General features: G+C 40.4%; 28 protein-coding genes. 18 read left to right on the top strand and 10 right to left on the bottom strand.

From position 1 onward, the window contains the following. The first annotated feature begins 99 nt into the window (after nt 1-99). The 4 genes from QZ407_RS15560 to prmA all read left to right on the top strand — a co-directional run bounded on the left by QZ407_RS15560 (nt 100) and on the right by prmA (nt 3,305). Nucleotides 100-348 carry a type B 50S ribosomal protein L31 gene (locus QZ407_RS15560; RefSeq protein WP_157539331.1) on the top strand — a complete coding sequence of 83 codons (249 nt, stop codon included), beginning with the start codon at nt 100-102 and terminating at the stop codon, nt 346-348. Between the two features lie 64 nt (nt 349-412). Then, nucleotides 413-1,594 carry a putative sugar nucleotidyl transferase gene (locus QZ407_RS15555; RefSeq protein ID WP_295772718.1) on the top strand — a complete coding sequence of 394 codons (1,182 nt, stop codon included), beginning with the start codon at nt 413-415 and terminating at the stop codon, nt 1,592-1,594. 4 nt (nt 1,595-1,598) lie between these two features. After that, nucleotides 1,599-2,363 (top strand): triose-phosphate isomerase, encoded by a 765-nt coding sequence (tpiA, locus tag QZ407_RS15550; RefSeq protein WP_295772716.1) that lies wholly within the window; start codon nt 1,599-1,601, stop codon nt 2,361-2,363. 99 nt (nt 2,364-2,462) lie between these two features. After that, nucleotides 2,463-3,305: a 50S ribosomal protein L11 methyltransferase gene (prmA, locus tag QZ407_RS15545; protein WP_295772714.1), complete on the top strand. Its 843-nt coding sequence runs from the start codon at nt 2,463-2,465 to the stop codon at nt 3,303-3,305. Between the two features lie 123 nt (nt 3,306-3,428). Here the strand turns inward: prmA and QZ407_RS15540 are convergent, their stop codons facing one another. Next, complete coding sequence (locus QZ407_RS15540; RefSeq protein ID WP_295772712.1) at nt 3,429-4,073, bottom strand: NAD(P)-dependent oxidoreductase; 645 nt, start codon at nt 4,071-4,073, stop codon at nt 3,429-3,431. 42 nt (nt 4,074-4,115) lie between these two features. Then, on the bottom strand, nt 4,116-4,526 hold the full coding sequence (locus QZ407_RS15535) for an Rrf2 family transcriptional regulator (protein ID WP_295772710.1): 411 nt from the start codon (nt 4,524-4,526) through the stop codon (nt 4,116-4,118). A 214-nt stretch (nt 4,527-4,740) separates the two neighbouring features. Here QZ407_RS15535 and QZ407_RS15530 point away from each other — a divergent pair, with 214 nt between their 5' ends. Both QZ407_RS15530 and QZ407_RS15525 read left to right on the top strand, forming a co-directional pair. After that, nucleotides 4,741-6,099 (top strand): Mur ligase family protein, encoded by a 1,359-nt coding sequence (locus tag QZ407_RS15530; protein WP_295772708.1) that lies wholly within the window; start codon nt 4,741-4,743, stop codon nt 6,097-6,099. A gap of 74 nt (nt 6,100-6,173) precedes the next feature. Continuing rightward, nucleotides 6,174-6,515 (top strand): helix-turn-helix transcriptional regulator, encoded by a 342-nt coding sequence (locus tag QZ407_RS15525; protein ID WP_157539324.1) that lies wholly within the window; start codon nt 6,174-6,176, stop codon nt 6,513-6,515. Between the two features lie 242 nt (nt 6,516-6,757). On the opposite strand, the gene QZ407_RS15520 is transcribed toward QZ407_RS15525, so the two are convergent. The 3 genes from QZ407_RS15520 to scpB all read right to left on the bottom strand — a co-directional run bounded on the left by QZ407_RS15520 (nt 6,758) and on the right by scpB (nt 8,833). After that, nucleotides 6,758-7,876, bottom strand: coding sequence for a GNAT family N-acetyltransferase (locus QZ407_RS15520; protein WP_295772703.1), 1,119 nt, complete (start codon nt 7,874-7,876; stop codon nt 6,758-6,760). 84 nt (nt 7,877-7,960) lie between these two features. Continuing rightward, nucleotides 7,961-8,158 carry a hypothetical protein gene (locus tag QZ407_RS15515; RefSeq protein WP_295772701.1) on the bottom strand — a complete coding sequence of 66 codons (198 nt, stop codon included), beginning with the start codon at nt 8,156-8,158 and terminating at the stop codon, nt 7,961-7,963. Between the two features lie 117 nt (nt 8,159-8,275). Further along, the gene (gene scpB, locus QZ407_RS15510) at nt 8,276-8,833 is read right to left on the bottom strand and encodes an SMC-Scp complex subunit ScpB (RefSeq protein WP_295772698.1); all 558 of its coding nucleotides are present in this window, start codon (nt 8,831-8,833) and stop codon (nt 8,276-8,278) included. 119 nt (nt 8,834-8,952) lie between these two features. On the opposite strand from scpB, the gene QZ407_RS15505 reads away from it, so the two are divergent. Then, a complete protein-coding gene (locus tag QZ407_RS15505) occupies nt 8,953-9,642 on the top strand; it encodes a ferritin-like domain-containing protein (RefSeq protein ID WP_295772696.1) in 690 nt (229 codons plus the stop codon). Between the two features lie 29 nt (nt 9,643-9,671). Further along, entirely contained in the window at nt 9,672-10,586 is a 915-nt protein-coding gene (locus QZ407_RS15500) for a ferritin-like domain-containing protein (protein WP_295772695.1), read from the top strand. A 71-nt stretch (nt 10,587-10,657) separates the two neighbouring features. Here the strand turns inward: QZ407_RS15500 and mqnC are convergent, their stop codons facing one another. Next, nucleotides 10,658-11,782 (bottom strand): cyclic dehypoxanthinyl futalosine synthase, encoded by a 1,125-nt coding sequence (mqnC, locus tag QZ407_RS15495; protein WP_295772693.1) that lies wholly within the window; start codon nt 11,780-11,782, stop codon nt 10,658-10,660. A gap of 77 nt (nt 11,783-11,859) precedes the next feature. Further along, nucleotides 11,860-13,320, bottom strand: a complete 1,461-nt coding sequence (locus QZ407_RS15490; RefSeq protein WP_295772691.1) for an ATP-binding cassette domain-containing protein — start codon at nt 13,318-13,320, stop codon at nt 11,860-11,862. A 98-nt stretch (nt 13,321-13,418) separates the two neighbouring features. Here QZ407_RS15490 and QZ407_RS15485 point away from each other — a divergent pair, with 98 nt between their 5' ends. From QZ407_RS15485 to QZ407_RS15465, 5 genes are all read left to right on the top strand, one after another. After that, a complete protein-coding gene (locus tag QZ407_RS15485; protein ID WP_295772689.1) occupies nt 13,419-13,913 on the top strand; it encodes a hypothetical protein in 495 nt (164 codons plus the stop codon). A 95-nt stretch (nt 13,914-14,008) separates the two neighbouring features. After that, nucleotides 14,009-15,181, top strand: coding sequence for an alpha/beta hydrolase (locus QZ407_RS15480; protein WP_295772688.1), 1,173 nt, complete (start codon nt 14,009-14,011; stop codon nt 15,179-15,181). 94 nt (nt 15,182-15,275) lie between these two features. Then, nucleotides 15,276-15,443 carry a phosphatidate cytidylyltransferase gene (locus QZ407_RS15475; protein WP_157539313.1) on the top strand — a complete coding sequence of 56 codons (168 nt, stop codon included), beginning with the start codon at nt 15,276-15,278 and terminating at the stop codon, nt 15,441-15,443. Between the two features lie 57 nt (nt 15,444-15,500). Beyond that, nucleotides 15,501-15,965, top strand: a complete 465-nt coding sequence (locus QZ407_RS15470) for a PA2169 family four-helix-bundle protein (RefSeq protein WP_157539312.1) — start codon at nt 15,501-15,503, stop codon at nt 15,963-15,965. A 162-nt stretch (nt 15,966-16,127) separates the two neighbouring features. After that, nucleotides 16,128-16,439: a hypothetical protein gene (locus QZ407_RS15465; protein ID WP_295772684.1), complete on the top strand. Its 312-nt coding sequence runs from the start codon at nt 16,128-16,130 to the stop codon at nt 16,437-16,439. A 138-nt stretch (nt 16,440-16,577) separates the two neighbouring features. On the opposite strand, the gene QZ407_RS15460 is transcribed toward QZ407_RS15465, so the two are convergent. The 3 genes from QZ407_RS15460 to QZ407_RS15450 form a co-directional block, all read right to left on the bottom strand. Beyond that, nucleotides 16,578-16,790, bottom strand: a complete 213-nt coding sequence (locus tag QZ407_RS15460; protein ID WP_295772683.1) for a hypothetical protein — start codon at nt 16,788-16,790, stop codon at nt 16,578-16,580. Nucleotides 16,791-16,911: 121 nt separating this feature from the next. Then, nucleotides 16,912-17,184, bottom strand: a complete 273-nt coding sequence (locus QZ407_RS15455) for a hypothetical protein (protein ID WP_295772682.1) — start codon at nt 17,182-17,184, stop codon at nt 16,912-16,914. A gap of 92 nt (nt 17,185-17,276) precedes the next feature. Further along, a complete protein-coding gene (locus tag QZ407_RS15450; protein WP_295772681.1) occupies nt 17,277-17,465 on the bottom strand; it encodes a hypothetical protein in 189 nt (62 codons plus the stop codon). Nucleotides 17,466-17,583: 118 nt separating this feature from the next. On the opposite strand from QZ407_RS15450, the gene QZ407_RS15445 reads away from it, so the two are divergent. The 5 genes from QZ407_RS15445 to QZ407_RS15425 form a co-directional block, all read left to right on the top strand. After that, nucleotides 17,584-18,165, top strand: coding sequence for a sigma-70 family RNA polymerase sigma factor (locus tag QZ407_RS15445; RefSeq protein WP_295772679.1), 582 nt, complete (start codon nt 17,584-17,586; stop codon nt 18,163-18,165). A gap of 10 nt (nt 18,166-18,175) precedes the next feature. Next, nucleotides 18,176-19,294, top strand: a complete 1,119-nt coding sequence (locus QZ407_RS15440) for a serine protease (protein WP_295772677.1) — start codon at nt 18,176-18,178, stop codon at nt 19,292-19,294. Between the two features lie 105 nt (nt 19,295-19,399). Further along, the gene (locus tag QZ407_RS15435; RefSeq protein ID WP_295772675.1) at nt 19,400-19,960 is read left to right on the top strand and encodes a Crp/Fnr family transcriptional regulator; all 561 of its coding nucleotides are present in this window, start codon (nt 19,400-19,402) and stop codon (nt 19,958-19,960) included. A 56-nt stretch (nt 19,961-20,016) separates the two neighbouring features. Further along, nucleotides 20,017-20,343 (top strand): multidrug efflux SMR transporter, encoded by a 327-nt coding sequence (locus tag QZ407_RS15430; protein WP_295772673.1) that lies wholly within the window; start codon nt 20,017-20,019, stop codon nt 20,341-20,343. Nucleotides 20,344-20,577: 234 nt separating this feature from the next. Then, a partial coding sequence (locus QZ407_RS15425; protein WP_295772671.1) for a DUF4932 domain-containing protein occupies nt 20,578-21,274 on the top strand: 697 nt, incomplete at its 3' end.

Here is a 21,274-nt window from a genome sequence, read left to right as displayed (position 1 = left end):
TGCTTACGTGCAAAATGTTGAAAATAAATTAAATTGCTATTTACAGCAATATAATAATTTGCTATATTTGCACCTCTTTTGAAAGGAAAGTAAAACAAGATGAAAAAAGACCTGCATCCATCAAACTATAGATTAGTGGTTTTCAAAGATATGTCTAACGAATATTCTTTTATCACTAAATCATGTATTGATACCCGTGAGACCATTAAATGGGAAGACGGTAACGAATATCCGTTAGTGAAATTAGAGATTTCGCACACTTCACACCCGTTCTATACCGGTAAAATGAAACTGGTTGATACCGCGGGCCGTATCGATAAATTCCGCAGCCGTTACGCTAAAAAGTAATCAGCAGCACGATAAATATTCAAAAGTCTCCCAATACATTGGGAGACTTTTTTATTTTTGGCCCATGCCTATAATATTGTTTGACGATAATGCCCATCTAACGCTAAGGCCATTAACCTTCACCCGGCCGGTAGCCGATTTGCGCATAGGCATACTCACCATAGCTCAAAAATGGGCTAAGCATTTGCATACTACTTTTTCATACCATACGCAACCCTACTTGCATTGTAAATACCCCATTGAAATAGCAGGCGATAATTTATTCGTCAATGGTTCGGTTTGCCCGGATGAGTACTTGCTCGAAGCTATAGATAAATTACAGACAGGGGAGGCTTTATATTATCGTGAAACGCTTATAGCCGTACGCTTAAATGAGGCCGATGCGCTAAGGTTCAATATCAATCAAAAGTTTGGCAGGCTGCATCAGCACGAGCGTGCCTTAATAGCTGTACGTCACCCCGAAGATATTTTTCAAAAAAATGATATTGAACTTCGAAGAGACTTTGCATTGCTTACCAAAGGTAGGAGCAGTGCTACACTTAGTTCAACCAACACCATAATTGGAGAAGATTTTTTTGCCGAAGATGGCGTCAATGCCGAGTGTTCCACCTTTAATACACATCGCGGTCCTATTTATTTAGGTACTAACAGCGAGGTATGGGAAGGCGTGAACATACGTGGTGCATTTGCCTTATGCCATGATTCGCAAATAAAAATGGGCGCAAAAATTTACGGTGCCACCACCATTGGGCCTAAATGCCGCGTTGGAGGCGAAATAAACAACTCCGTATTATGGGGATACTCTTCAAAAGGGCATGATGGCTTTTTAGGTAACTCGGTAGTGGGGCAGTGGTGTAATTTTGGGGCCGACTCCAACAACTCTAACCTCAAAAACAACTATGGCGAGGTAAAGCTGTGGGACTATAACTCGGGGCACTATCGTAAAACCGGACTTCAATTTTGCGGATTAATTATGGCCGATCATGCCAAATGTGGCATAAACACTATGTTTAACACCGGTACAGTAGTAGGTGTGAGCGCCAACGTTTTTGGAGGCGGGTACCCTGATAACTTCGTGCCCGATTTTTCGTGGGGTGGCTCAATGGGCTTTGAAGTTTATCAACCTGATAAGATGTTTGAAACCATTGAACGTGTTTACGCGCGCCGCGATAAAAAGCTTGATGATACCGACAAGCAATTACTACAAGATGTTTTTAATTTAACCCAACCATACAGAAGATTTTAATACTATGAGAAAAAAAATAGTTGCAGGTAACTGGAAAATGAACATGGATTACAATGAAGGCTTAGCCCTTTTCTCTGAAATTCTAAACATGATAAAAGATGAGGTAACCGGCCAGCAGCAGGCGGTGGTTTGCTCTCCGTTTATTCACTTACATAGCTTGGCACAGTTAGCCAAAGGTTATGATAAGGTTGCTATTGGTGCGCAAAACGCACATCAGAATGAGTCGGGAGCTTTTACCGGCGAAACCTCGGCTAAAATGATTAAATCCACAGGTGCTGCTTACGTAATTTTAGGGCACTCGGAGCGTCGTCAGTACTTTGGCGAAAACAATGAGTTGTTAGCTAAGAAAACCGACACCGTTTTAGCCAACGGTTTAAAGCCGATTTTTTGTATTGGCGAAACTTTGGAAGAGCGCGAGGCTGAAAAACATTTCGATGTCATTAAAACTCAATTGGCAGAAGGCCTATATCACTTGAGCGCTGAACAGTTTGGACAAGTAGTAATTGCCTACGAACCTGTTTGGGCTATTGGTACTGGTAAAACTGCAACTTCAGATCAGGCGCAGGAAATCCACGCGTTTATTCGTGCCGAACTTACCGCCAAATATGGCCTTGAAGTAGCCGATGACACTACTATATTATACGGTGGCAGTGCAAACCCTAAAAACGCTCCGGAGCTTTTTGCCCAGCCGGATATTGACGGGGGCCTTATAGGCGGCGCTTCATTAAAATCGCGCGACTTTTTAGACATTGTTAAAGTGTTTAATTAATAACCGGTAGTGAGTAGTTAGTATCAAGTATCAAGATTTTTGCGTCACTTTGTATGCAGAACTTTTGATACTAACTACTTGATACCAGATACTCATTATATGAACTACTACGAGCTGATATTTACCATACTTGAGGCAGAAAGCCATCATCAGGATCTATTAATAGATGAACTTGCATCATTAGGTTTTGATACCTTCGAAGAAACTGACTTGGGTTTTAAAGCCTACATACCATCTGATGATTTTGACAAGGCCGAGGTTGATGAGCGCCTTGGGTATTACAGCGATATGGTAAGTTTTTCATACGAGGTAAACCTCATACCGCAGCGCAACTGGAATGAGGTTTGGGAAAGCAATTTTAAACCTATTGAGCTTGGCGATAAAATACGCGTGAGAGCAACATTTCATGAAGCTAAGCCTGAGTTTCCGTATGAAATAGTTATCGATCCTAAAATGGCCTTTGGTACAGGTCACCATGATACTACCTGCCTCATGATGGAAACCATGCTCGAAAACCCTATTGAAGGCAAAAAGGTGCTTGATATGGGTTGTGGTACCGGTATATTAGCCATACTGGCAGGAATGCTGGGCGCAGGCAGTTTAACGGCAATTGATTATGATATGCTTTGTTACAAAAGCACTATCGAAAATGCTGCTCTTAACAATATAAAAGGCGTACATGTGCTTTGCGGCTCTAAAGAAGAAATACCTGACGAGGAGTTTGACCTTATATTGGCCAACATTAACCGTAATATTTTAATAGATCAAATGGACCGTTACGCTGAGGTAGTGAAAACCGGCGGACACATATACTTTAGCGGATTTTACGAAACCCCCGACCTGGCAATTATCAAAGAAGAAGCTGCAAAGGTTGGTTTGAACTACGAAAGCCATAAGGTAAGTGCTAATCATTGGGTTGCAGCAAAGTTTGCCAAAGCTTAGCCTTAACTAAGCATTCTTATTAAAACACCGCAAACTTATAAAGCAAAGGCTGGTAAATATAAAATTTGCCAGCCTTTGCTTTTTCTCATGTAAAAGAAGTTTTGGGCTAAGATAAAACTAAGCTTAATAGCCCAAGGTAAATCTCGCTTTTATAAAGTTATTGTCCTCCACTTCGTTTATCAAAGCCACGGCTAAATCTTCGGCCGAAATTTCGCTTTTACCTTCAGCGTTAAATACTGGTTGCTCGGTACCTAAACGGAACACGCCGGTACGGCTGCCCGGGTGCAGGTTGATTGCAGGGCTTAAAAAAGTCCAGTCTAATTCGTTTTCGGTACGTAGTTCGGTCAGATAGTCGCGTGCTGCAGTTGCTCCGGCTTTATAATCAGCCGGAAATTGCGGCGTATCCACTAATTGTATTCCAGGCTCAATTTCAAGGCTTCCGGCACCACCCACAAAAAGGTATCTCTTAATTCCAGCCTTTTTGGTAGCTTCTTGTATTGATCTTGATCCTTTTAAAAAGTCGTCGTAAAGGTTTGGGTTGGTCCAGCCGGCATTAAATGTACTAATCACTGCATCGTACCCCACTAATAAATTAGCAAGTATGTCAGTGTCAAATATATCTGCCGATTGCTTTATCAACTTTTCATTTTCTACATCCAGTTTTTCGGGTTGGCGCGCTATGGCTATAACTTCGTGTCCGCGGTTCAAGGCTTCGTTTACTACTTTAGGGCCTACAAAGCCGGTTGCGCCAATAATTGCAATTTTCATGATAATGTAATTAAAAATGTTACAGTTTGTGTCAAAAAAAACTTATTGATCAAATTGTTTGTAAAAGTCTGCAAGTGTTTGCTTTGCTAATTTATTATTAATGGTAAGTGAAATATCTGCATCTAACTTGGCTAAATGATCGCCAATTTGTTGTCCTATAGAGCATTTAGGATTAGGTTGATTACGAGCTTTGCCCAAAACAGGGTTTTGCATGGCTGCATTATAAATATCAGCCATGGTTATTTGATAGGCATCTTTATTAAGATAGTAACCACCGGCTTTACCCTCCTTGCTGGAAACCAGCCCTGCAGCGCGTAAATTAATCAGCTCTTTACGTATGAGCACTGCATTAGCATTTACACTGCCGGCAATGTAATCTGATGATAACAGCTCACCTTTTGCAGCGTGTAATAGTGTTAATATGTGTACGGCTATTTGAAAGCGTCCGTTCATAACTGTAATTTTTATTATTACAGTACAAATGTAGAAAAAATATTTCCAGCTGCCATGTTGCAAAAAATACTGTGACAATAGTGTTACAAAGGGCTTTTTGTTGAAAGTTTACTATGAATTTAAGTTAAACTTATTAACGATATTATAAAATGTTTGCGGCCTACGGTGTTTTTATGTTAATTTGCAGTGCTTTGCTTAATAGCCAAACATTTACATGAAGGTACATTTTATAGCCATAGGTGGCAGCGCAATGCACAACCTGGCTATTGCGTTACATAAAAAGGGTTTTCAGGTCACCGGGTCGGACGATGTTTTGTTCGAGCCATCAATTTCGCGCCTTGCGAAACATGGTTTGCTGCCCCAAGAAAATGGCTGGTACCCTGAAAAAATTACAGCTGATTTGGATGCTGTTATTTTAGGTATGCATGCCCGTGCAGATAATCCCGAATTGATTGAAGCACAGCAAAAAGGAATCAGGATTTTTTCGTACCCCGAATATGTTTACGAGCAATCGGTTAACAAGTTAAGGGTGGTAATTGGTGGTAGTCATGGTAAAACCACTATTACGTCAATGATATTACATGCATTGCAGGCGGCAGGTAAAAACTTTGATTACCTGGTAGGGGCGCAGCTTGACGGCTTTGATACCATGGTTCAATTAAGTGATGCTCCGCTGATTGTGATTGAGGGTGATGAATACTTATCATCACCAATTGACCGCAGGCCTAAGTTTCATTTATATAAAGCAAACATTGGTGTTATAAGTGGCATTGCCTGGGATCATATCAACGTTTTCCCAACGTTTGAAGATTACACCCGGCAGTTTGATATTTTTATAAATAGTATTGAAAACGGCGGCGTGGTATTTTATGCTGATAATGATGAAGTGCTTAACAATGTAGTTAGCGCCAATCAATCAGCAATAACAAAAACAGCCTATAAGCTACCTGAATTTAAGGTTGAAAACGGTATAACTTCGGTATTGTATAACCTACAAACTTATCCGCTACTGGTGTTTGGAGAACACAACCTGCTCAATATGGAAGCGGCTCGCTCAGTGTGTGAAGCTTTAGGAATTAATGCCGCAGATTTTTACAGCAGCATGGTTACTTTCAAAGGTGCCGCACGAAGATTGGAATTGCTTGGAAAAAACGAAGTAACCAACATATACAAAGATTTTGCTCACTCGCCATCAAAATTAAAGGCAACCATAAGCGCTGTAAAGCAACAATTTCCGTTCAGGAAATTGGTAGCATGTATGGAGCTTCATACTTTCAGTAGTCTTAATAAAGACTTTTTGAAAGAATATGCCGGTTGTATGGATGAGGCCGACGAGGCTATAGTATTCATAGATGCTCAAACCTTTGCACAGAAAAAAATGGAGCCATATGATGCAGAAGTAGTTAAGGATGCATTTAAGAATGCTGACCTGCTGTTTTTTGACCAGCCGCAGGAATTACAGCGTTACTTAGAGCGAAAAGACCTTGCCGGAAAAAATCTTTTACTCATGAGTTCGGGTAACTTTGGAGGACTGAATTTAAACCAATTATCATCAGATTTTTTAATTAAATAATTGATTTTTAATATCTAAAATTTTATTTTAACTTTATTAACTATTGAGAAATCCCTCATCCCTAAATTTAAAAAATGAAAACACTGGGCAAAAAAATTAGACTGTTGAGACATCAAAAAGGTTGGAGTCAAGAAGATGTAGCTAAAAGGCTTGATATTTCGATACCTGCATTTTCAAAAATTGAAACAGGCATAACAGACATCAACTTATCAAGATTAGAGCAAATAGCTAATTTGTTTGAAATGTCTGTAGTACAGCTACTTACTTTCAATGATGCCGAATACGAGCAAAAGTACTTGAACGAGCTTGAGAATGTAAACAAAAAATTGATGGATAGGGAGACGGAAGTAATTGATTTACAGAAAAAAGTTATTGAATTGTTTGAGGAACTCAGACAAAGCAAGGCAACAGCCTAAAAAGACTCAAATTTATATGTAACAGCCGGTAAAAAATGTTAAGATTTTTTCCGGCTGTTTTTTTATGCCTTTTCCGTTAACGCTAGTGTGAGCAGACGGTGAGATGAAAATGTGAGGTAGGAGATAGGAGCCTCAGCGCTCGCGTTTAATTGAAGTAAGCGACTTGCTGATGAGGGTATTGTAAATATTTTAGAATTTAACCGTTTGATGTTGATTTACAGGTTGTCTGATTGAATTTATGCTTAAAATATACAACGCATGGTGGCATGTTTTTTGCCAAAAACACCGCCCATTGCCTCATGCAGTGCCAGCATTTTGTCGTTAAAATCTCCAACCCATGATAGCTCCATCTCGTCGTATTGTTTCAGCGGTAAAACATATTCTTTCAGCTTAACAAACATGGCCGATTCCAGTCCGTGTTTTTGATATTTGGTTTTAGTGCCCATTACAATGGCCCGCATGCGGTTAACGCCTTTCCATTTGTTGTACAAAAAGCGTAATTTATTTATTAACGTAAGCTTACCGTTAAACCCTTTAATCATTTGGTTGGCATCGGGTAACACAACTACAAAAGCCGCTGGCTCATCGTCTACGTAAGCAAACCAAATAAGATTTTCATCCATAATCATCTTCATCTTACGGAAGGTTTCCAAAATAGTGTCTCGTTTAATAGGGACAAAGTTTTCAAATTCTTTCCAGGCGTCGTTGTAAACCTCCATAAAATCACTGGCAAAGCTTTCAATTTCTGATGATCTTAAGTGTTCAAATCTGTATCCGGGCTTTTGGGCAACCCAGTTGGCTATTTTGGTAAAACGCTCCGGGAAAGGTTTATGTGCATCAATGTGATTGGTTATTTGCTCGTACTGCGTTTTAAAACCATAGGTATCGAAGAATTTTTTATAATAAGGAGGGTTATAATTCATGCCGTATGATTGCGGTACAAAGCCGTCAATAAGCAAACCCCAAAACATATCGTTCTCGCCAAAGTTAATAGGGCCGTCCATGGCCTTCATGCCTTGTTGCTGCAACCACGCCTTAGCAGTGTTAAACAGTAAAAATGCAGCCTTTTCATCATCAATGCACTCAAAAAAACCCATGCCGCCCGTAGGCTGCTCATAATTGTATGCTTTCTTTTCATTTATGAAAGCTGCTACCCGGCCAATTAAATTGTTGTTACTATCGGTCAAAATCCATCTAACCGCCTTCCCAAACCCAAAAAACGGATTCTTTTGAGTATCGAAAACAGCTTCAATGTCATCGTCCAACGGGCAGATGAAATTAGCGTCGTTTTCGTAGATTTTACGGGCGGTATCTAAAAACGCCTTGCGGGTGCGTTCATCGGTAACTTGAGTAACGGTCATTTAACAAAGATAGGGCTTAAAACAAAAGCATCCGGCTCTTTTTTTGAGCCGGATGCTGACAATATTTTGATTGCGTGTTATTGATTAAAAATCGTCGTCTTCATCATCATAACTGCCTGCACCATCATAGTCCAGGTCGTTTAATGACTCATCATCAAAGTCGTCATCAAAATCTTCGTCGTCATTAAATTTCTTTTGCTCAGCCGGCTCGTTGGCCGCTTTTTTAGCAAAGTCGTTTTTAGGGGAAACGCGTTTGCCTGCAGTTAGTGTTGGCGTTTGCATAGTGAATGTTGTTATGTTAATTTTTTGTTCCTAAACGATATTTGAAGATAGCGTTTTGCAATAGTTTATGATTCAAAAATAATTAAAATTCAAATTAGGCAAAAAGGCAACAAAAATTTATTCCTGCTCATTTCCAATGCTATTTGTAGCATTAGTTGTTTCGGTGAGCAAAGGCAGGTCGCTGATGCTATCAATTCCCATATAATCGGCAAACAAGTTGCTGGTTGCATAAAGCAATGGTTTGCCAACCGTATCGGCTTTTCCGGTAATGCTGATCAGCTCTTTCTCCAGCAGCTTTTGTAAGGAGTAGTCGCAGTTTACACCTCGTATTTGTTCAACCTCTAATTTGGTTACAGGTTGTTTGTAAGCAATAATAGCCAGCGTTTCGAGCGCTGCCTGGCTAAGCTTCTTTTTTGACCGCTGTAACTGAAGCTGGCTTATTACCTGGTGGTAATTTTTTTTGGTTAAAAACTGGTACCCACTATTAATTTTTACTAATTCAATAGCTAAAGACTTGTTAGTGTATTTTTGCTTGATAGCCTCAATTGCTTTCACTATTTCTGCCTCATCAACTTCCGTGTTTAATGCGGCCTGAAGGCAAAAAATTATTTCCTCAATACGTATTCCTTGCTCGGAGGCAAATATCAGTGCCTCAACGTTTTGTTCAATCAACATCGCATCAAATATAGGCAAAACACTGTGGTTGTGAGAAATATTTGAATTGTCCGAAAACTGTAAAACTTTGTACCGCGTATCTTGTAGTATAACTAATCTAATAATTAACGTATTTCCTTATGAAAACAACAACACAAGAAAGTTTTCTTGCTGGGCAAGGTATGGCCCGGCGGTCCTTTTTAAGGTTTGCCGGCGCCAGTGCGGTAGCGGCGGGATTGATGACCAGCATTTCATCTTGTAAAAAAAATGATGGTACTGATTTTCAGCCTGTAGATATTGGTTCGGGCGATTTGGCAGTTTTAAATTATGCCTATGCCTTAGAGCAGCTCGAAGCGGCATTCTATACTCAGGTTATTTCAAATCCGTACAACGGTATCAGTGCTGATGAGCGCGCTTTGCTTACTGATATTCGTGATCATGAGGTTATTCACCGTGAGTTTTTCAAAAAAGCATTAGGTAGCAACGCTATTCCTGAACTAACCCCCAATTTTTCAACAATCAATTTCTCTGATCGTGCAAACGTATTAGGAGCCGCTAAAACATTTGAAGATTTAGGTGTAGCAGCGTACAATGGCGTAGGTTACATGATACAAACTGTTGATTATTTGGTATTAGCAGGTAAAATTGTATCGGTAGAGGCTCGCCACGCGGCATTAATCCGCAACTTGCTGGGCTTGAACTTTGCCGATTCAACCATTTTGGATATGAATACCGGTTTGGAAAAATCACAAACTCCTGCACAGGTAATTCCACAGGCGAACGCCTTCTTGCAAGGATTTAAAATATCAGCTCCGGGATTAGGCGCATAATTGTTTACCTTATTTTAGAAAGACACAACATGGATATTCTTAATTTATTCAACGATATTCAAGCAGCTGATCCGGAGTTTGCCGACAGAATCAGTCCGCGCCGCGCTGCTATAAAAAATATTACCAGCTTTGGTTCAAAGGTAGCAGTTGCTGCATTGCCATTTGCCTTCGGTACTTTATTCAAAAAAGCTTACGGTCAAACTGCTACTTCATCAGTAAACGATGTGCTTAACTTTGCACTTACTGCTGAATTAGTTGAAGCTACGTTTTACAACACAGCTGTTGCCCGTGCAACTGCTGGTACATTGGCTATACCAACCAATGATTTAAACGCTATCAAATTAATTCAAGCTGATGAAAACAACCACGTTACTTTTTTAAGAAGCGTACTAACCTCAGCTAACGAATCGGCTGCTAATAAGGCACGCAGCACTGCAGCGATCCCTGCAGGAACTTTTTCAACCAGCTATGACTTTTCAGGTGCCGCTAAAGGCGTACCGGGTGCTGGTCCGTTTGGTGCAGTATTCACTAATTACGATATTTTCTTGGCAGTATCACAAGCATTTGAAGATACCGGTGTACGTGCTTACAAAGGCCAGGCTGGTTTCTTAAAAGGTAACCAGGTAGTACTTACCGCTGCATTAAACATTCACTCGGTTGAAGCACGCCATGCTGCTTACATCCGTCGTTTACGTGCAACACGTGCCGGTGCTCCTGCAAACTTCCGTTCATGGGTAACCGGTGATGGTACTACAGCAAGTGGTATTACCGTTACAGCTGCCGCAACTGCTGCAACTAACCCAATTTATGCTAACGAGGCTACAACAGCTCAAGCAGGTGCCGAATTATCAGGTATTGCAGGTGCTAAAGCTGCGACTGAAGCATTTGACGAAATATTGTCAACTAATGATACACTAGCCATTTTAACTAACTTTGTTAAGTAAGCCCAAAATAGTGTTAAAACAAAAAGCAGCTCATTGAGCTGCTTTTTGTTTTATGTATCAGTGTGAAGGTATTAGTAGTTAATTACCTGCTCTTCCAACTGTTCAGGCATTTCGCGCCATTCATATTTTTGATTACGTAATTGAGGTTCAAAGCCTGCCTCGCGTATCGAATTTTGTATGCCCTGAGCTGTAAACCGGTGTGGTGCGCCTGCTGCCGATACCACATTCTCTTCAATCATAATTGAGCCAAAGTCGTTAGCACCTGCATGTAAGCACAATTGTGCAACTTGTTTACCAACGGTAAGCCACGATGCCTGTATATTTTTCACATTAGGAAGCATTATGCGGCTTAAAGCAATCATGCGTAAATACTCATCGCCGGTTACAGTGTTTGTTATGCCACGAACCTTACGCAAAAGTGTTCCGTCATCCTGAAAAGGCCATGGAATAAATGCCGTAAAGCCATAATTGCCTTCAGGCTTTTCAGATTGTACTTCTCTTATCCAAACTAAATGCTCGAAACGCTCATCAATGGTTTCAACATGCCCAAACATCATAGTTGCCGACGTTGGCAAATTAATTTTGTGAGCAGCTCGCATTACATCCAGCCATTCTTTGCCGCCACATTTGCCTTTAGATATCAGCCTGCGTACGCGGTCATTCAAAATTTCGGCTCCTGCACCTGGAAGCGAGTCAAGCCCTGCAGCTTTCATGGCACTAAGAACCTCAATATGGCTTAAGCCTTCTAACTTTGATACGTGTGCAATTTCCGGGGGACCTAATGAATGCAGCTTTAGAGCAGGGTATAACTCTTTAAGCTTTTTAAAAAGATCAGTATAAAATTGCAAACCTAAGTCGGGGTGATGTCCGCCTTGTAATAAAAGCTGATCGCCACCATACCTGAAGGTTTCTTCAATTTTAACTTTATAAGTGTCAATATCCGTGATGTAGCTATCCTCATGACCAGGGCGACGAAAGAAATTGCAAAACTTACAATTTGCTATACAAACGTTAGTGGTATTAACATTACGATCAATTTGCCAGGTAACCTTGCCATGTGGAACCTGAATTTTTCGGAGCTCATTAGCCACATACATCAATTCAGGAGTGGTTGCATTATGATACAGATAAACGCCTTCGTCCTTGCTCAAGAAATCGAACCGGAGCGCGCGTTGCAACAAATCGGCAGTATTCATGTACAAAGATACGTAGTTGATTAATGTATTAAGCTATGGCATATACAAGTTTTGACACTTTAATGAGCCATGGTACCTTAGCTTATATACTCCACAACATTACCCTTCTCTAGCTTTATAACTTTGTTTACACAAGATGGCAGCTCATTGGCATAATGGGTTACATAAATAAGAGTAGTGCAGGTGTTAGCCATTATTACATCAATTAGCTGATTGAAATGAATACGCTGTTGTTTATCAAGCCCCTGGCACGGTTCATCTAATATTAACAACTCGGGCATTTTTATAAGCGCACGGGCCAGCAGGCAAAGGCGTTGGGCACTGGCGGGTATATGTTTGAGCAATTGGGTGGAGTATTGCTCAATATGTAATGCGTCTAACCATTCCTTAGCCTTGTTTCGTTTACTTGCAGTTGATGGTCTGAAAAGCCCTTGTGTGTCATAGTAGCCAGATTCGATAACCTGTAAGGCGGTTTGATCTGTTGGAAAATACTGGTAAAGCTCTGGTGAAACAAAGCCGGTTTTCTTTTTTATATCCCAGATGCTTTCACCTGTACCGCGTTTTTTGTCGAACAAAACAATATCATTGGCATAAGCCTGAGGGTTATCGCCGTTTATTAAACTTAATAGCGTTGATTTTCCCGCACCATTATGTCCAAACAATGCCCAATGGTCGCCGGGCTTAACTTGCCAGTTGATATTGTTTAAAATAACATGCTCATCATACTTTACGTGTACGTTGTTCATGTTAACAATACAGTTATGTTGAGATAGGGGAAACTCTTTTACAAGTGATGACAGAGCATTTATGTCGGCATCCTTTTCCAGGTGCTCATCCGATGGGCTATATTCATTAGCGTTTAGGGAGTTAACTATAGTTCCCGCTTTTAAAACGGCAACGTGCGTAATAACATCCGGAATTTCGTGCCCACTACCCGACATAATTACTGTTATGCCCGAATTTGTTAAAGCACCTAAAATTGAATTGAAACGCAATTGCGTTTGCTGATCAAGGCCCGACAGCGGGTCATCCAGCAAAAGTACCTGCGGTTGCGAAAGCAGTGCTGCAGCCAGTCGCAACCGTTTTGTTTCTCCATTTGAAAGCTTAATAAGTTCTTTACTAAGCAGCGGTTTCAAAGAAAGCAGGTCGGTAGCTTTTTCAATAGTCCAATAACCGCTTACTAAGTTGTTGGGTTGTTTGCTTTCCAGGTATTGTGCTACGGTTAAAGCCTGATCAGAGTCTGACGAGTTATACCGTTGCTGGTAGTACATATTGGTACTAGTGTTGGTTTTGTCTTTAAAATGATGGCGAGAGGTAACCAGTGTTATATTCTTACTGCCAAGTCCTTCCTTTAAAGCAATAACTCCAGTAAACGGCTTCATTAAACCAGCAAGCACATTCAAAAGAACCGTTTTGCCCGAGCCGCTTTCGCCGGTTATAAGCCAGTGCTGTCCATCTTCAATAATAATGCTTAGGTTATGCAGCAAAACATGCTGCAGATATTTAACTGTAATATCTTGAATGGAAATAATGTGCATGCAAACGGATTGATGTTTTCGCAATATTAAAAATTATAGTGTGTGAATCGAACAAAAATTGCGTTTTGTTTATTCTACAGTTAAATAAAATACTCCTCATGAAAGTATTACATGCATTAATTGGTGGTTTGGCCGGTGCTTGTGCCGTTACTGTTTTACATCAGGTAATTAAGAAAAAAGATGAAGAAGCTCCGCGCATGGATTTGCTGGGAATGGAATCATTGACTAAATTATTTGATAAAGCCGGTGTTAAACCACCCGAAGGCGATCAGTTATATTATCTTACCCTTGGCGGAGACATTGTTAGCAATACAATTTACTATAGTGTTGCAGGCTTAGGAGATAAAAAAACGTGGCTAAAAGGTTCGGCTTTGGGTCTTGCTGCCGGCTTAGGTGCTGTATTTTTACCCAAACCACTAGGCCTTAATGAAAAGCATAGTAACCGAACTAAACAAACTCAATTATTATCAGTGCTATATTATTTCACAGGTGGCGTTATTTCATCAGCGGTAATTAAACTGCTGGATGGTAAACAGCAAAAGGATGCTGTAAGCTTGAAAAGCGTTACCAACAAAATTAAACAAGCGTTTTAAAACTATTGTGTTTGCAATTTTATGTTCTTTTGAGTTGCTATAATCAACAAATGGGTTAAAAATGAGTTAAATAGGTAAATATCTATCATTTACTTATGAAATCTTTAATTAACAGCTTACAAAAACAAAAGTGCAATAGTGTGGCGGCTTTAGCCATTCTTGCTGCAACAAGCTTTGCTTCATGCAGCAACCCATCGGGTAACAGCACGCAAACAGACAGTACGGTGGTAACCACCGAGACCAAGACCGACAGCATGGCCACCGGTTCGGTTGATAATGTTAAGCCAACGGGTGCAAAACCATCATGGGCGCCTGATATTCAGCCTCAGATGCAAGCTGTGCTGGAAAAGCTGCAAAGCTACGGCGACAAACCTATTCCGCAATTAACTGCTGTTGAAGCGCGTAAAAATCATACGCCAACTGATGCAGTTATGGCCTTAATGCAGGAAAATAAAATTGCAATGCCTTTAATGAAGGTTGATACCATGGGCAAGGAAATACCTGTTAAAGGCGGTAGCGTGCATGCACGTATTTATACACCTCAAGGAGGTAGCGGTCCGTTCCCCGTTATTGTGTATTACCATGGTGGGGGTTATGTAATTGCAAACCTTGATGTTTATGATGCATCAGCAAAGGCACTGGGCGATCAGGTTGGAGCTGTTGTTGTTTCGGTTGCGTACCGTTTGGCACCTGAGCATAAATTTCCAATCGCGCATAATGACTCGTTTGATGCTTACCAGTGGGTAGTAAAAAATGCAGCTTCAATTAAAGGCGACCCTAAAATGATTGCTGTTGCGGGCGAAAGCGCTGGTGGTAACCTGGCAGCAAATATGGCTATTATGGCGCGTGATAAAGGCGTTCAGGCACCGGTTCATGTATTGAGCGTGTATCCAATTGCCAGTGCAGATATGAACAGCCAGTCATATACAAAATATGCCGATGCAAAGCCGTTGGATAAGCCAATGATGATGTGGTTTACCAAGCAGTATACCAATTCCATGAGCGAAGCTAAGGATCCGCGTTTGAACCTGGTAGCTGCCAACCTAAAAGGTTTGCCTGCGTTTACCATCATCAATGCCGAGCTTGACCCGTTAGCCAGTGACGGTGAAATGCTTGAGAAGAAGCTAAAAGATGCTGGGGTTACCGTTGAAAGAAAAGTATACAACGGCGTAACGCACGAATTTTTTGGAATGGGTGCGTTAGTGCCCGAAGCTAAAGATGCGATGAGTTATGCTGCCGGTCAATTAAAATCGGCATTCAAAAAGTAGTCTAATTAGGTTTAAAACTTATAAAATAATAAACCCGCAAACAAAAGTTGCGGGTTTATTATTTTATAAGCATCTACATTTAAAAACATTCACTATGAAAAAATTAAGTTTATTAACGCTAACAGCTTTAGTGCTTACTTTAAGCAGTTGCGATGCAATAGCAGGTATATTTAAAGCAGGCGCTTACGTTGGCATTATTGGCGTTCTTTTAGTAATTGGTATTATTTGGTGGATAGTTTCATCTTTCAGAGGCAGAGGTTAATCCGCTAACTCTTAAATGATTCTTACATTAAATGTTATAAACTAAACTATAAAGGTAATGGAATATACAGAGCAAACTGTAGAAATTTTGAACGATTTGGTCAAAATTCATAATGATAGAATTGCGGGCTATGAGCGCGCAATTAAAGACACGCCTGAAGAGGAAAGTGAGCTGCGCCAGCTTTTTACCAGCTACATAGCTGACAGCCATCAATATAAATTAGCGTTGGCAACAGAGGTGCAAACCTATGCTAAAGATATTGAAAATACTACCTCATCAGCAGGTGATATTTACAGGGGATGGATGAGCGTAAAAGCATTTTTTACCGGTCATAGCGTAAAATCTGTATTGGAAGAGTGCGAGTACGGCGAAGATGCAGCTCAAAAGGCTTATCGTACCGCGCTTAATGATGAAAACCTGCCTGCGTATATTATTGATATGCTTACCGAGCAGGAAATAAGGCTTAAAGCGGCTCACGATCAGGTAAAAGCACTGCGTGACGCGGCACGTGCTGAGTCATAAAATATTTGTTTAATCTCAATTGAGGTCGTGCCATAGTTAAGGCACGGCCTTTTGTTTTAGTTTCAATTTAAGGCTTTATCAACAACGCGTTATTCGTATATTGGCCCTCGGAAAACAACCAGCAGCTTTTTAGCTGTTTACATATCATCAATAAGCATATTAATGAAAAAAGCTATTTTACTTTTGATGCTTGCCGGAAGCGTTTCGGCTTTACAATCATGCAGCAGCGGCGCAGGAAGTACAGGTGGTGCCGATTCGGTAATCAATAACCACGATGTACCATCAAACCGCGATACCTCTAAAACTGAAACTTCAATTGGCGGTGCAAGCTTGCTTGATTATACCGGATCTGGCGGTATAACTATGCCTAAAGGTACACCAAGTGCACGTAAAACAATGGCCGCACCAACCGCAACTGCAGCACCGGTTGCAGCTGCAGATACTGCCGCAAAAGCCGATTCTACCAAGAAGTAAGCATCTCAAAAAATATTAAAGCCGCTATATAACGCATCAAGCGTAGAATATAGCGGCTTTTTTATGTGCTAAAGGTTATATAAATAAAAAAACCTCACGGAAAGCCGTGAGGTTTTTTTATTTGCTTTTAAGCAGATATTACATTTTGTGAGTAGTATCAGCTTTAACTGAATCAGTAGCAGCTGAATCAACAACAGCAGCAGTATCAACTTTAGTAGCAGCTGAATCAACCATAGCAGCTGAATCGGTAGCAGCTGAATCAGAAGCTGAACCAGAACCGTTACCTTTACAAGCAACCATAGAAACAGAGATAGCTAAAGCTAAAAAGCCAAATTTGAATGCGTTTTTCATTTTAATTTCTTTTAATAAGTGATTAATAGTTTCTCTTTAATACCTGTAATAGGCAAAAGGTAACCCGCTACTTTGAAAAAAAATTAAAAAAGATTACAACTAGTTGAAAATCAGGTAAAAATTATTGCTTTTGTGTAACTGATTTTTTTACAACAGTCTTCTTTGTAACTGTTTTTGAAACAGTATCAGCGGTCGCAGGGGTCATTCCGGTGCTATCGGTCATTGCGGTATCAGCTTGCGCAGTGTCAACTTTGTAAGTTGTATCAACACTGGTTTGAGATGATGAATCAACCATTAGTGAATCCTGGTTATCATTTTTAGCATTACTGTTGCAGGCCGTTAACAATCCGGCGGTAGCCAGTGTGCAAAGCGCTGCCATAATTTGTTTTTTCATTGTGATTAATATAATGTTTGTGTTAGCGATTAATTCAAAATGTTGATGCGATAAACACATCGATAAGTGATACCGGATAGAAAAGAAAAATACTATCTGGCTGAATCAGCTTTTGCAGTATCAATCGTTTTAGGTAAGGTATCAACCGTAGTGGCGCCACCAGCTTCATGGTTATCATGGTTGGCTACGGAATCGGTTTTGCCATCAGGCGAACCACCGTAACATGAGGCAAGGCTGCCAACAAGGCACATGAGCATTACTGCTTTGATTACGTTTTTCATATTTGATTTAGTTTGCGATTACAAATGATTGCTTACATGAAAGTGGTGGGGTAACTTATTTGTTTTAAATTTTTTTATCTGAATAATGGGTTACATTTTCGCATAAATTGTATTAATAGTGAGTAAAGCATTGAATAGTTCGGCACCAACAGACAGCGAGGTAGTATTCGGGATACTGAATAACTCCGAAAATATACTTAAACGTGTTTACGTAGCATATTTTCCGATGGTGTTGCAACTTATCATAAATAACAATGGAACTGCTGATGACGCTAAAGACGTTTACCAGGAGGCCATTATAGTTCTTTATAATAAGGTTAAAAGCGGAAACTTTGAGTTGAGCAGTAAACTGAAAACTTTTTTATACTCAGTTTGCCGTAAGCTGTGGCTTAAAAGATTAAGCCAGATGAGCAGGTACGGCGGAGATGTAAAAGATTTTCAGGACCATTTGCCGGTTGAAGACGAAGCTGATTTGCATTCAGAACGTGATATACAGTTTACTAAAATGGAAGGAGCGCTTAAGCAATTAGGTGAGCCTTGTAAAACCATTATTGAAGACTTTTATATTCACGACCTTTCCATGCAGGAGATTTGTGAGCGCTTTGGTTACACCAACGCCGATAATGCCAAAACTCAAAAATATAAGTGTTTGCAACGCCTGAAAAAGTTGTTTTTTCAGCAGGAGCAACGTGATCAATAAGTACAGAGCCATGAGTGATTTACAATTAACCGAACTAATTGAACGCTACCTTGCAGGTGACCTCAGCAACGAGGAAAAGGAGCGTTTTGAAGCGCTTAGGAAAGAAAATGCAGCTGTTGACAGCCGCATTACTGAGCATGCCCGTTTCACCGGTTTAATTAAGCAGTATGGCGAGCGCGTTGAGCTGGAGAAGCGTTTGAATGCAATTCATCAGGAAATTGACGTTGATACACTTGTGCAGGAGCTTACTGTGCATCCAACTCTTATTGTAAGGTTGTGGCGTAATCATCACTCCAAAATATCTGTAGCTGCATCAATTGCGGTATTTGCTATTTTAAGCACCTTGTATTTCACCGGCAGGTTTAATAAAACTACAGCATCTAACTATACAGCACTTAGCCGTAAAATTGAGAGCGTACGTCGTACTGCCGAAAACGCGCAACGCACTAACCAGGCATTACTAAACAGCCTAAAACCCGGCCATCGTGTAACTAATCCGGGCACAACAGGCGGATCTGGCTTCGCACTTACACAAAGCGGGTACATTGTTACAGCATTCCACGTTGTTAACAATGCTGATTCACTATACGTTCAAAATGCTTTGGGTGAATCATACCATGCCAAATTAATATACACCGAGCCAACCCGTGATATCGCAATTATCAAAATTGATGATAAAGAATTTACTGGTTTAGATAAGCTACCATACAATTTTAAGCGTACCAAGCTTGATGTGGGCGAGGAGGTAATTACTTTAGGTTTCCCGCGCGACGATCCATATTATGCTAAAGGCTATATCAGTTCGGCTACTGGCTTAGAAGGTGATACTGCTGCTTACCAGGTTTCATTGCCTGTATATGCCGGTATTAGTGGCGGTCCGCTGTTAGATACTAAAGGCAACGTTATAGGTATTATAAGCGGTAAGCAAACCCGTACCGAGAGTGCTGCGTTTGCGGTAAAATCGTCATACATATTCAAGGCAGCCCAAAATGTATCAACTGACTCTACACAAAATGTAATTGCATTAAAACCTAATAAAGCTGCTAAAAGCGCTTTGGCTGGTTTAAGCCGTACCCAGCAAATTAAAAAGCTGGAAAGCTATGTGTTTATGGTTAAAGTTTATAATTGATATTGACAGCAAATTTTTTAAAGCCTTCCATTAATACCGGGAGGCTTTTTTTATTTATCATATTTTGTAAAGTAATTTTGCCTCTGTAACTAGCATAAACATATTTTGGAGCTAAGTCAAATAATAAACAGCATCTATCCTTTACCGCAACAAGCGCTTTCAAAACTAAATCTGATTGCCGAGGAAGTTACGCTGCCTAAAGGACTCCTACTCATTAACAAAGAGCGACCAAATCATAACCTGTTTTTTATTAAGCAAGGCATTGTGCGGGCTTACACTTACAGGGGCGATAGTGAAATAACTTTTTGGTTCGGCACTGAAGGTGATACCGCTATATCTATAAAAACATATATAAATCAGGAAGCTAGTTATGAGAATATCGACCTGTTGGAAGATTGTACTTTGTATAAAATAGATAGCCGTAAGCTTAAGATGTTGTATGATGAGGATATTCACATTGCAAACTGGGGACGTAAATTTGTTGAGTTAGAGTATTTGCGAACCGAACAACGCCTTATTAGCATGCAGTTTTTAAGTGCTGCGCAGCGCTATGACGAATTGTTGAAACACAACAGGCAATTAGTTCAACGGGTGCCGCTGGGTTACATAGCATCCTATTTAGGCATAAGTCAGGTTAGCCTCAGCCGCATCCGTGCTGGCAGATGATCGGTTTTTAACAAATGTAAAAATTGCTTAATGTATTTATGCAGATTTTTGCCTGTATGAATTGGATACTATTAGTTATTGCAGGTATAATGGAAGCCGTGTTTGCCTTTTGCCTGGGGAAAGCCAAAGATGCATCAGGTAATGAAGTGTATGTATGGTATACTGCTTTTGGCATTACATTGCTGCTTAGCATGTCATTACTTATGAAGGCTATACAAACCCTGCCGATAGGTACTGCATATGCTGTATGGACTGGTATTGGTGCTGTAGGAACTGTTTTAGTTGGTATTATCGTTTTTAAAGAACCGGTGAACTTTTGGCGTGTATTCTTTTTAGTCACGCTTATTGGTTCAGTTATAGGACTCAAGTCAGCGTCACATTAATTGGGATCATAATTTCCCCAGCAGTTGAGTAAAGTTGGGGAAAACTTAACCACAGGTTAATCGCTGTGCGGCTTGCTTAATGCTTTTGGCAAAATATGAAACATACGTTTTTATATGCGTTAAGGCCGTTTTTGCTTCGTTTGCTGTTTTTGAGCGGCTGCTGGTACAGCAGTTGCCTATTACTTATCAAACAACAACAACAAAATAAGAACACACCCTTTTCCCCTGATTGATATGAAAACTAACTTTACCTTCGCCGCCATCATCCTTTTAGCTGCTGCTTTCCTTACCAGCTGCCAAACCCAGAATGTTGCCTCACGCTTTACCTCAAAGTATGCTAAAGCCAACACTGGTAAAGTATATGCCCAAAGCTCAGAAACGGTAGAATTAGGTTATGCCATGTTAGCTTTAACCGATTTTGCACAAAACGATACTACCATCATTAACCATAACTCAGCTTACTACACTGAGGTAGTAAACAAGTTCAGCGCTTTTAAAAATGCTAAAGGTGTTAAACAACTGAATGCGCAGTTAAGCCGTAACCCTGCTTTAGCCAAAAGCTATGTAGAGGGTTTATATGCTTTCCAAATGAAAGACGGCCGCTTTGGTTTAAAAGCAGACTACCGTATTGATTTAAACAAGATAGACTTTAAACGTTACGCCTCATTACTGGAGAGCTTTTACAAAGAGACAGCTTTCCATAGCTTTTACATGCAGCATGAAGGCATGTACAGCGAAATGGTAGCCAAGGCAAACAGCGCGTTTACTTTAGCAGCAGCACAAAAATCAGTAAGTGCACAAGGTTACCAGGTAGTGGTATCAGCACTAGCCAAAGGCACCACCGGCATGAGCATCAAAGGCCATGCGTACACCGAGGGTGTGATCTTTGCAGGTATGCAACAACAATCAGCTCAAAGCACTCCTGCACAGG

Origin of the sequence: uncultured Mucilaginibacter sp. (genome assembly GCF_913773635.1) — a bacterium.
Lineage (GTDB): Bacteria > Bacteroidota > Bacteroidia > Sphingobacteriales > Sphingobacteriaceae > Mucilaginibacter.
The sequence above is the reverse complement of the archived record's forward strand: the minus strand, read 5'-3'. Positions and strand labels throughout refer to the sequence as shown.

Bases quoted from the DNA above. Each gene is read 5' to 3' on its own strand.
- QZ407_RS15475 (WP_157539313.1), top strand. From the start codon at position 15,276: ATGAAAAAATTAAGTTTATTAACGCTAACAGCTTTAGTGCTTACTTTA.
- QZ407_RS15555 (WP_295772718.1), top strand. From the start codon at position 413: ATGCCTATAATATTGTTTGACGATAATGCCCATCTAACGCTAAGGCCA.
- QZ407_RS15480 (WP_295772688.1), top strand. From the start codon at position 14,009: ATGAAATCTTTAATTAACAGCTTACAAAAACAAAAGTGCAATAGTGTG.
- QZ407_RS15515 (WP_295772701.1), bottom strand. From the start codon at position 8,158: ATGCAAACGCCAACACTAACTGCAGGCAAACGCGTTTCCCCTAAAAAC.
- QZ407_RS15440 (WP_295772677.1), top strand. From the start codon at position 18,176: ATGAGTGATTTACAATTAACCGAACTAATTGAACGCTACCTTGCAGGT.
- QZ407_RS15535 (WP_295772710.1), bottom strand. From the start codon at position 4,526: ATGAACGGACGCTTTCAAATAGCCGTACACATATTAACACTATTACAC.
- QZ407_RS15520 (WP_295772703.1), bottom strand. From the start codon at position 7,876: ATGACCGTTACTCAAGTTACCGATGAACGCACCCGCAAGGCGTTTTTA.
- QZ407_RS15455 (WP_295772682.1), bottom strand. From the start codon at position 17,184: ATGAAAAAACAAATTATGGCAGCGCTTTGCACACTGGCTACCGCCGGA.
- QZ407_RS15450 (WP_295772681.1), bottom strand. From the start codon at position 17,465: ATGAAAAACGTAATCAAAGCAGTAATGCTCATGTGCCTTGTTGGCAGC.
- mqnC (WP_295772693.1), bottom strand. From the start codon at position 11,782: ATGAATACTGCCGATTTGTTGCAACGCGCGCTCCGGTTCGATTTCTTG.
- tpiA (WP_295772716.1), top strand. From the start codon at position 1,599: ATGAGAAAAAAAATAGTTGCAGGTAACTGGAAAATGAACATGGATTAC.
- scpB (WP_295772698.1), bottom strand. From the start codon at position 8,833: ATGTTGATTGAACAAAACGTTGAGGCACTGATATTTGCCTCCGAGCAA.
- QZ407_RS15540 (WP_295772712.1), bottom strand. From the start codon at position 4,073: ATGAAAATTGCAATTATTGGCGCAACCGGCTTTGTAGGCCCTAAAGTA.
- QZ407_RS15470 (WP_157539312.1), top strand. From the start codon at position 15,501: ATGGAATATACAGAGCAAACTGTAGAAATTTTGAACGATTTGGTCAAA.
- prmA (WP_295772714.1), top strand. From the start codon at position 2,463: ATGAACTACTACGAGCTGATATTTACCATACTTGAGGCAGAAAGCCAT.
- QZ407_RS15500 (WP_295772695.1), top strand. From the start codon at position 9,672: ATGGATATTCTTAATTTATTCAACGATATTCAAGCAGCTGATCCGGAG.
- QZ407_RS15430 (WP_295772673.1), top strand. From the start codon at position 20,017: ATGAATTGGATACTATTAGTTATTGCAGGTATAATGGAAGCCGTGTTT.
- QZ407_RS15530 (WP_295772708.1), top strand. From the start codon at position 4,741: ATGAAGGTACATTTTATAGCCATAGGTGGCAGCGCAATGCACAACCTG.
- QZ407_RS15485 (WP_295772689.1), top strand. From the start codon at position 13,419: ATGAAAGTATTACATGCATTAATTGGTGGTTTGGCCGGTGCTTGTGCC.
- QZ407_RS15525 (WP_157539324.1), top strand. From the start codon at position 6,174: ATGAAAACACTGGGCAAAAAAATTAGACTGTTGAGACATCAAAAAGGT.
- QZ407_RS15490 (WP_295772691.1), bottom strand. From the start codon at position 13,320: ATGCACATTATTTCCATTCAAGATATTACAGTTAAATATCTGCAGCAT.
- QZ407_RS15465 (WP_295772684.1), top strand. From the start codon at position 16,128: ATGAAAAAAGCTATTTTACTTTTGATGCTTGCCGGAAGCGTTTCGGCT.
- QZ407_RS15460 (WP_295772683.1), bottom strand. From the start codon at position 16,790: ATGAAAAACGCATTCAAATTTGGCTTTTTAGCTTTAGCTATCTCTGTT.
- QZ407_RS15505 (WP_295772696.1), top strand. From the start codon at position 8,953: ATGAAAACAACAACACAAGAAAGTTTTCTTGCTGGGCAAGGTATGGCC.
- QZ407_RS15560 (WP_157539331.1), top strand. From the start codon at position 100: ATGAAAAAAGACCTGCATCCATCAAACTATAGATTAGTGGTTTTCAAA.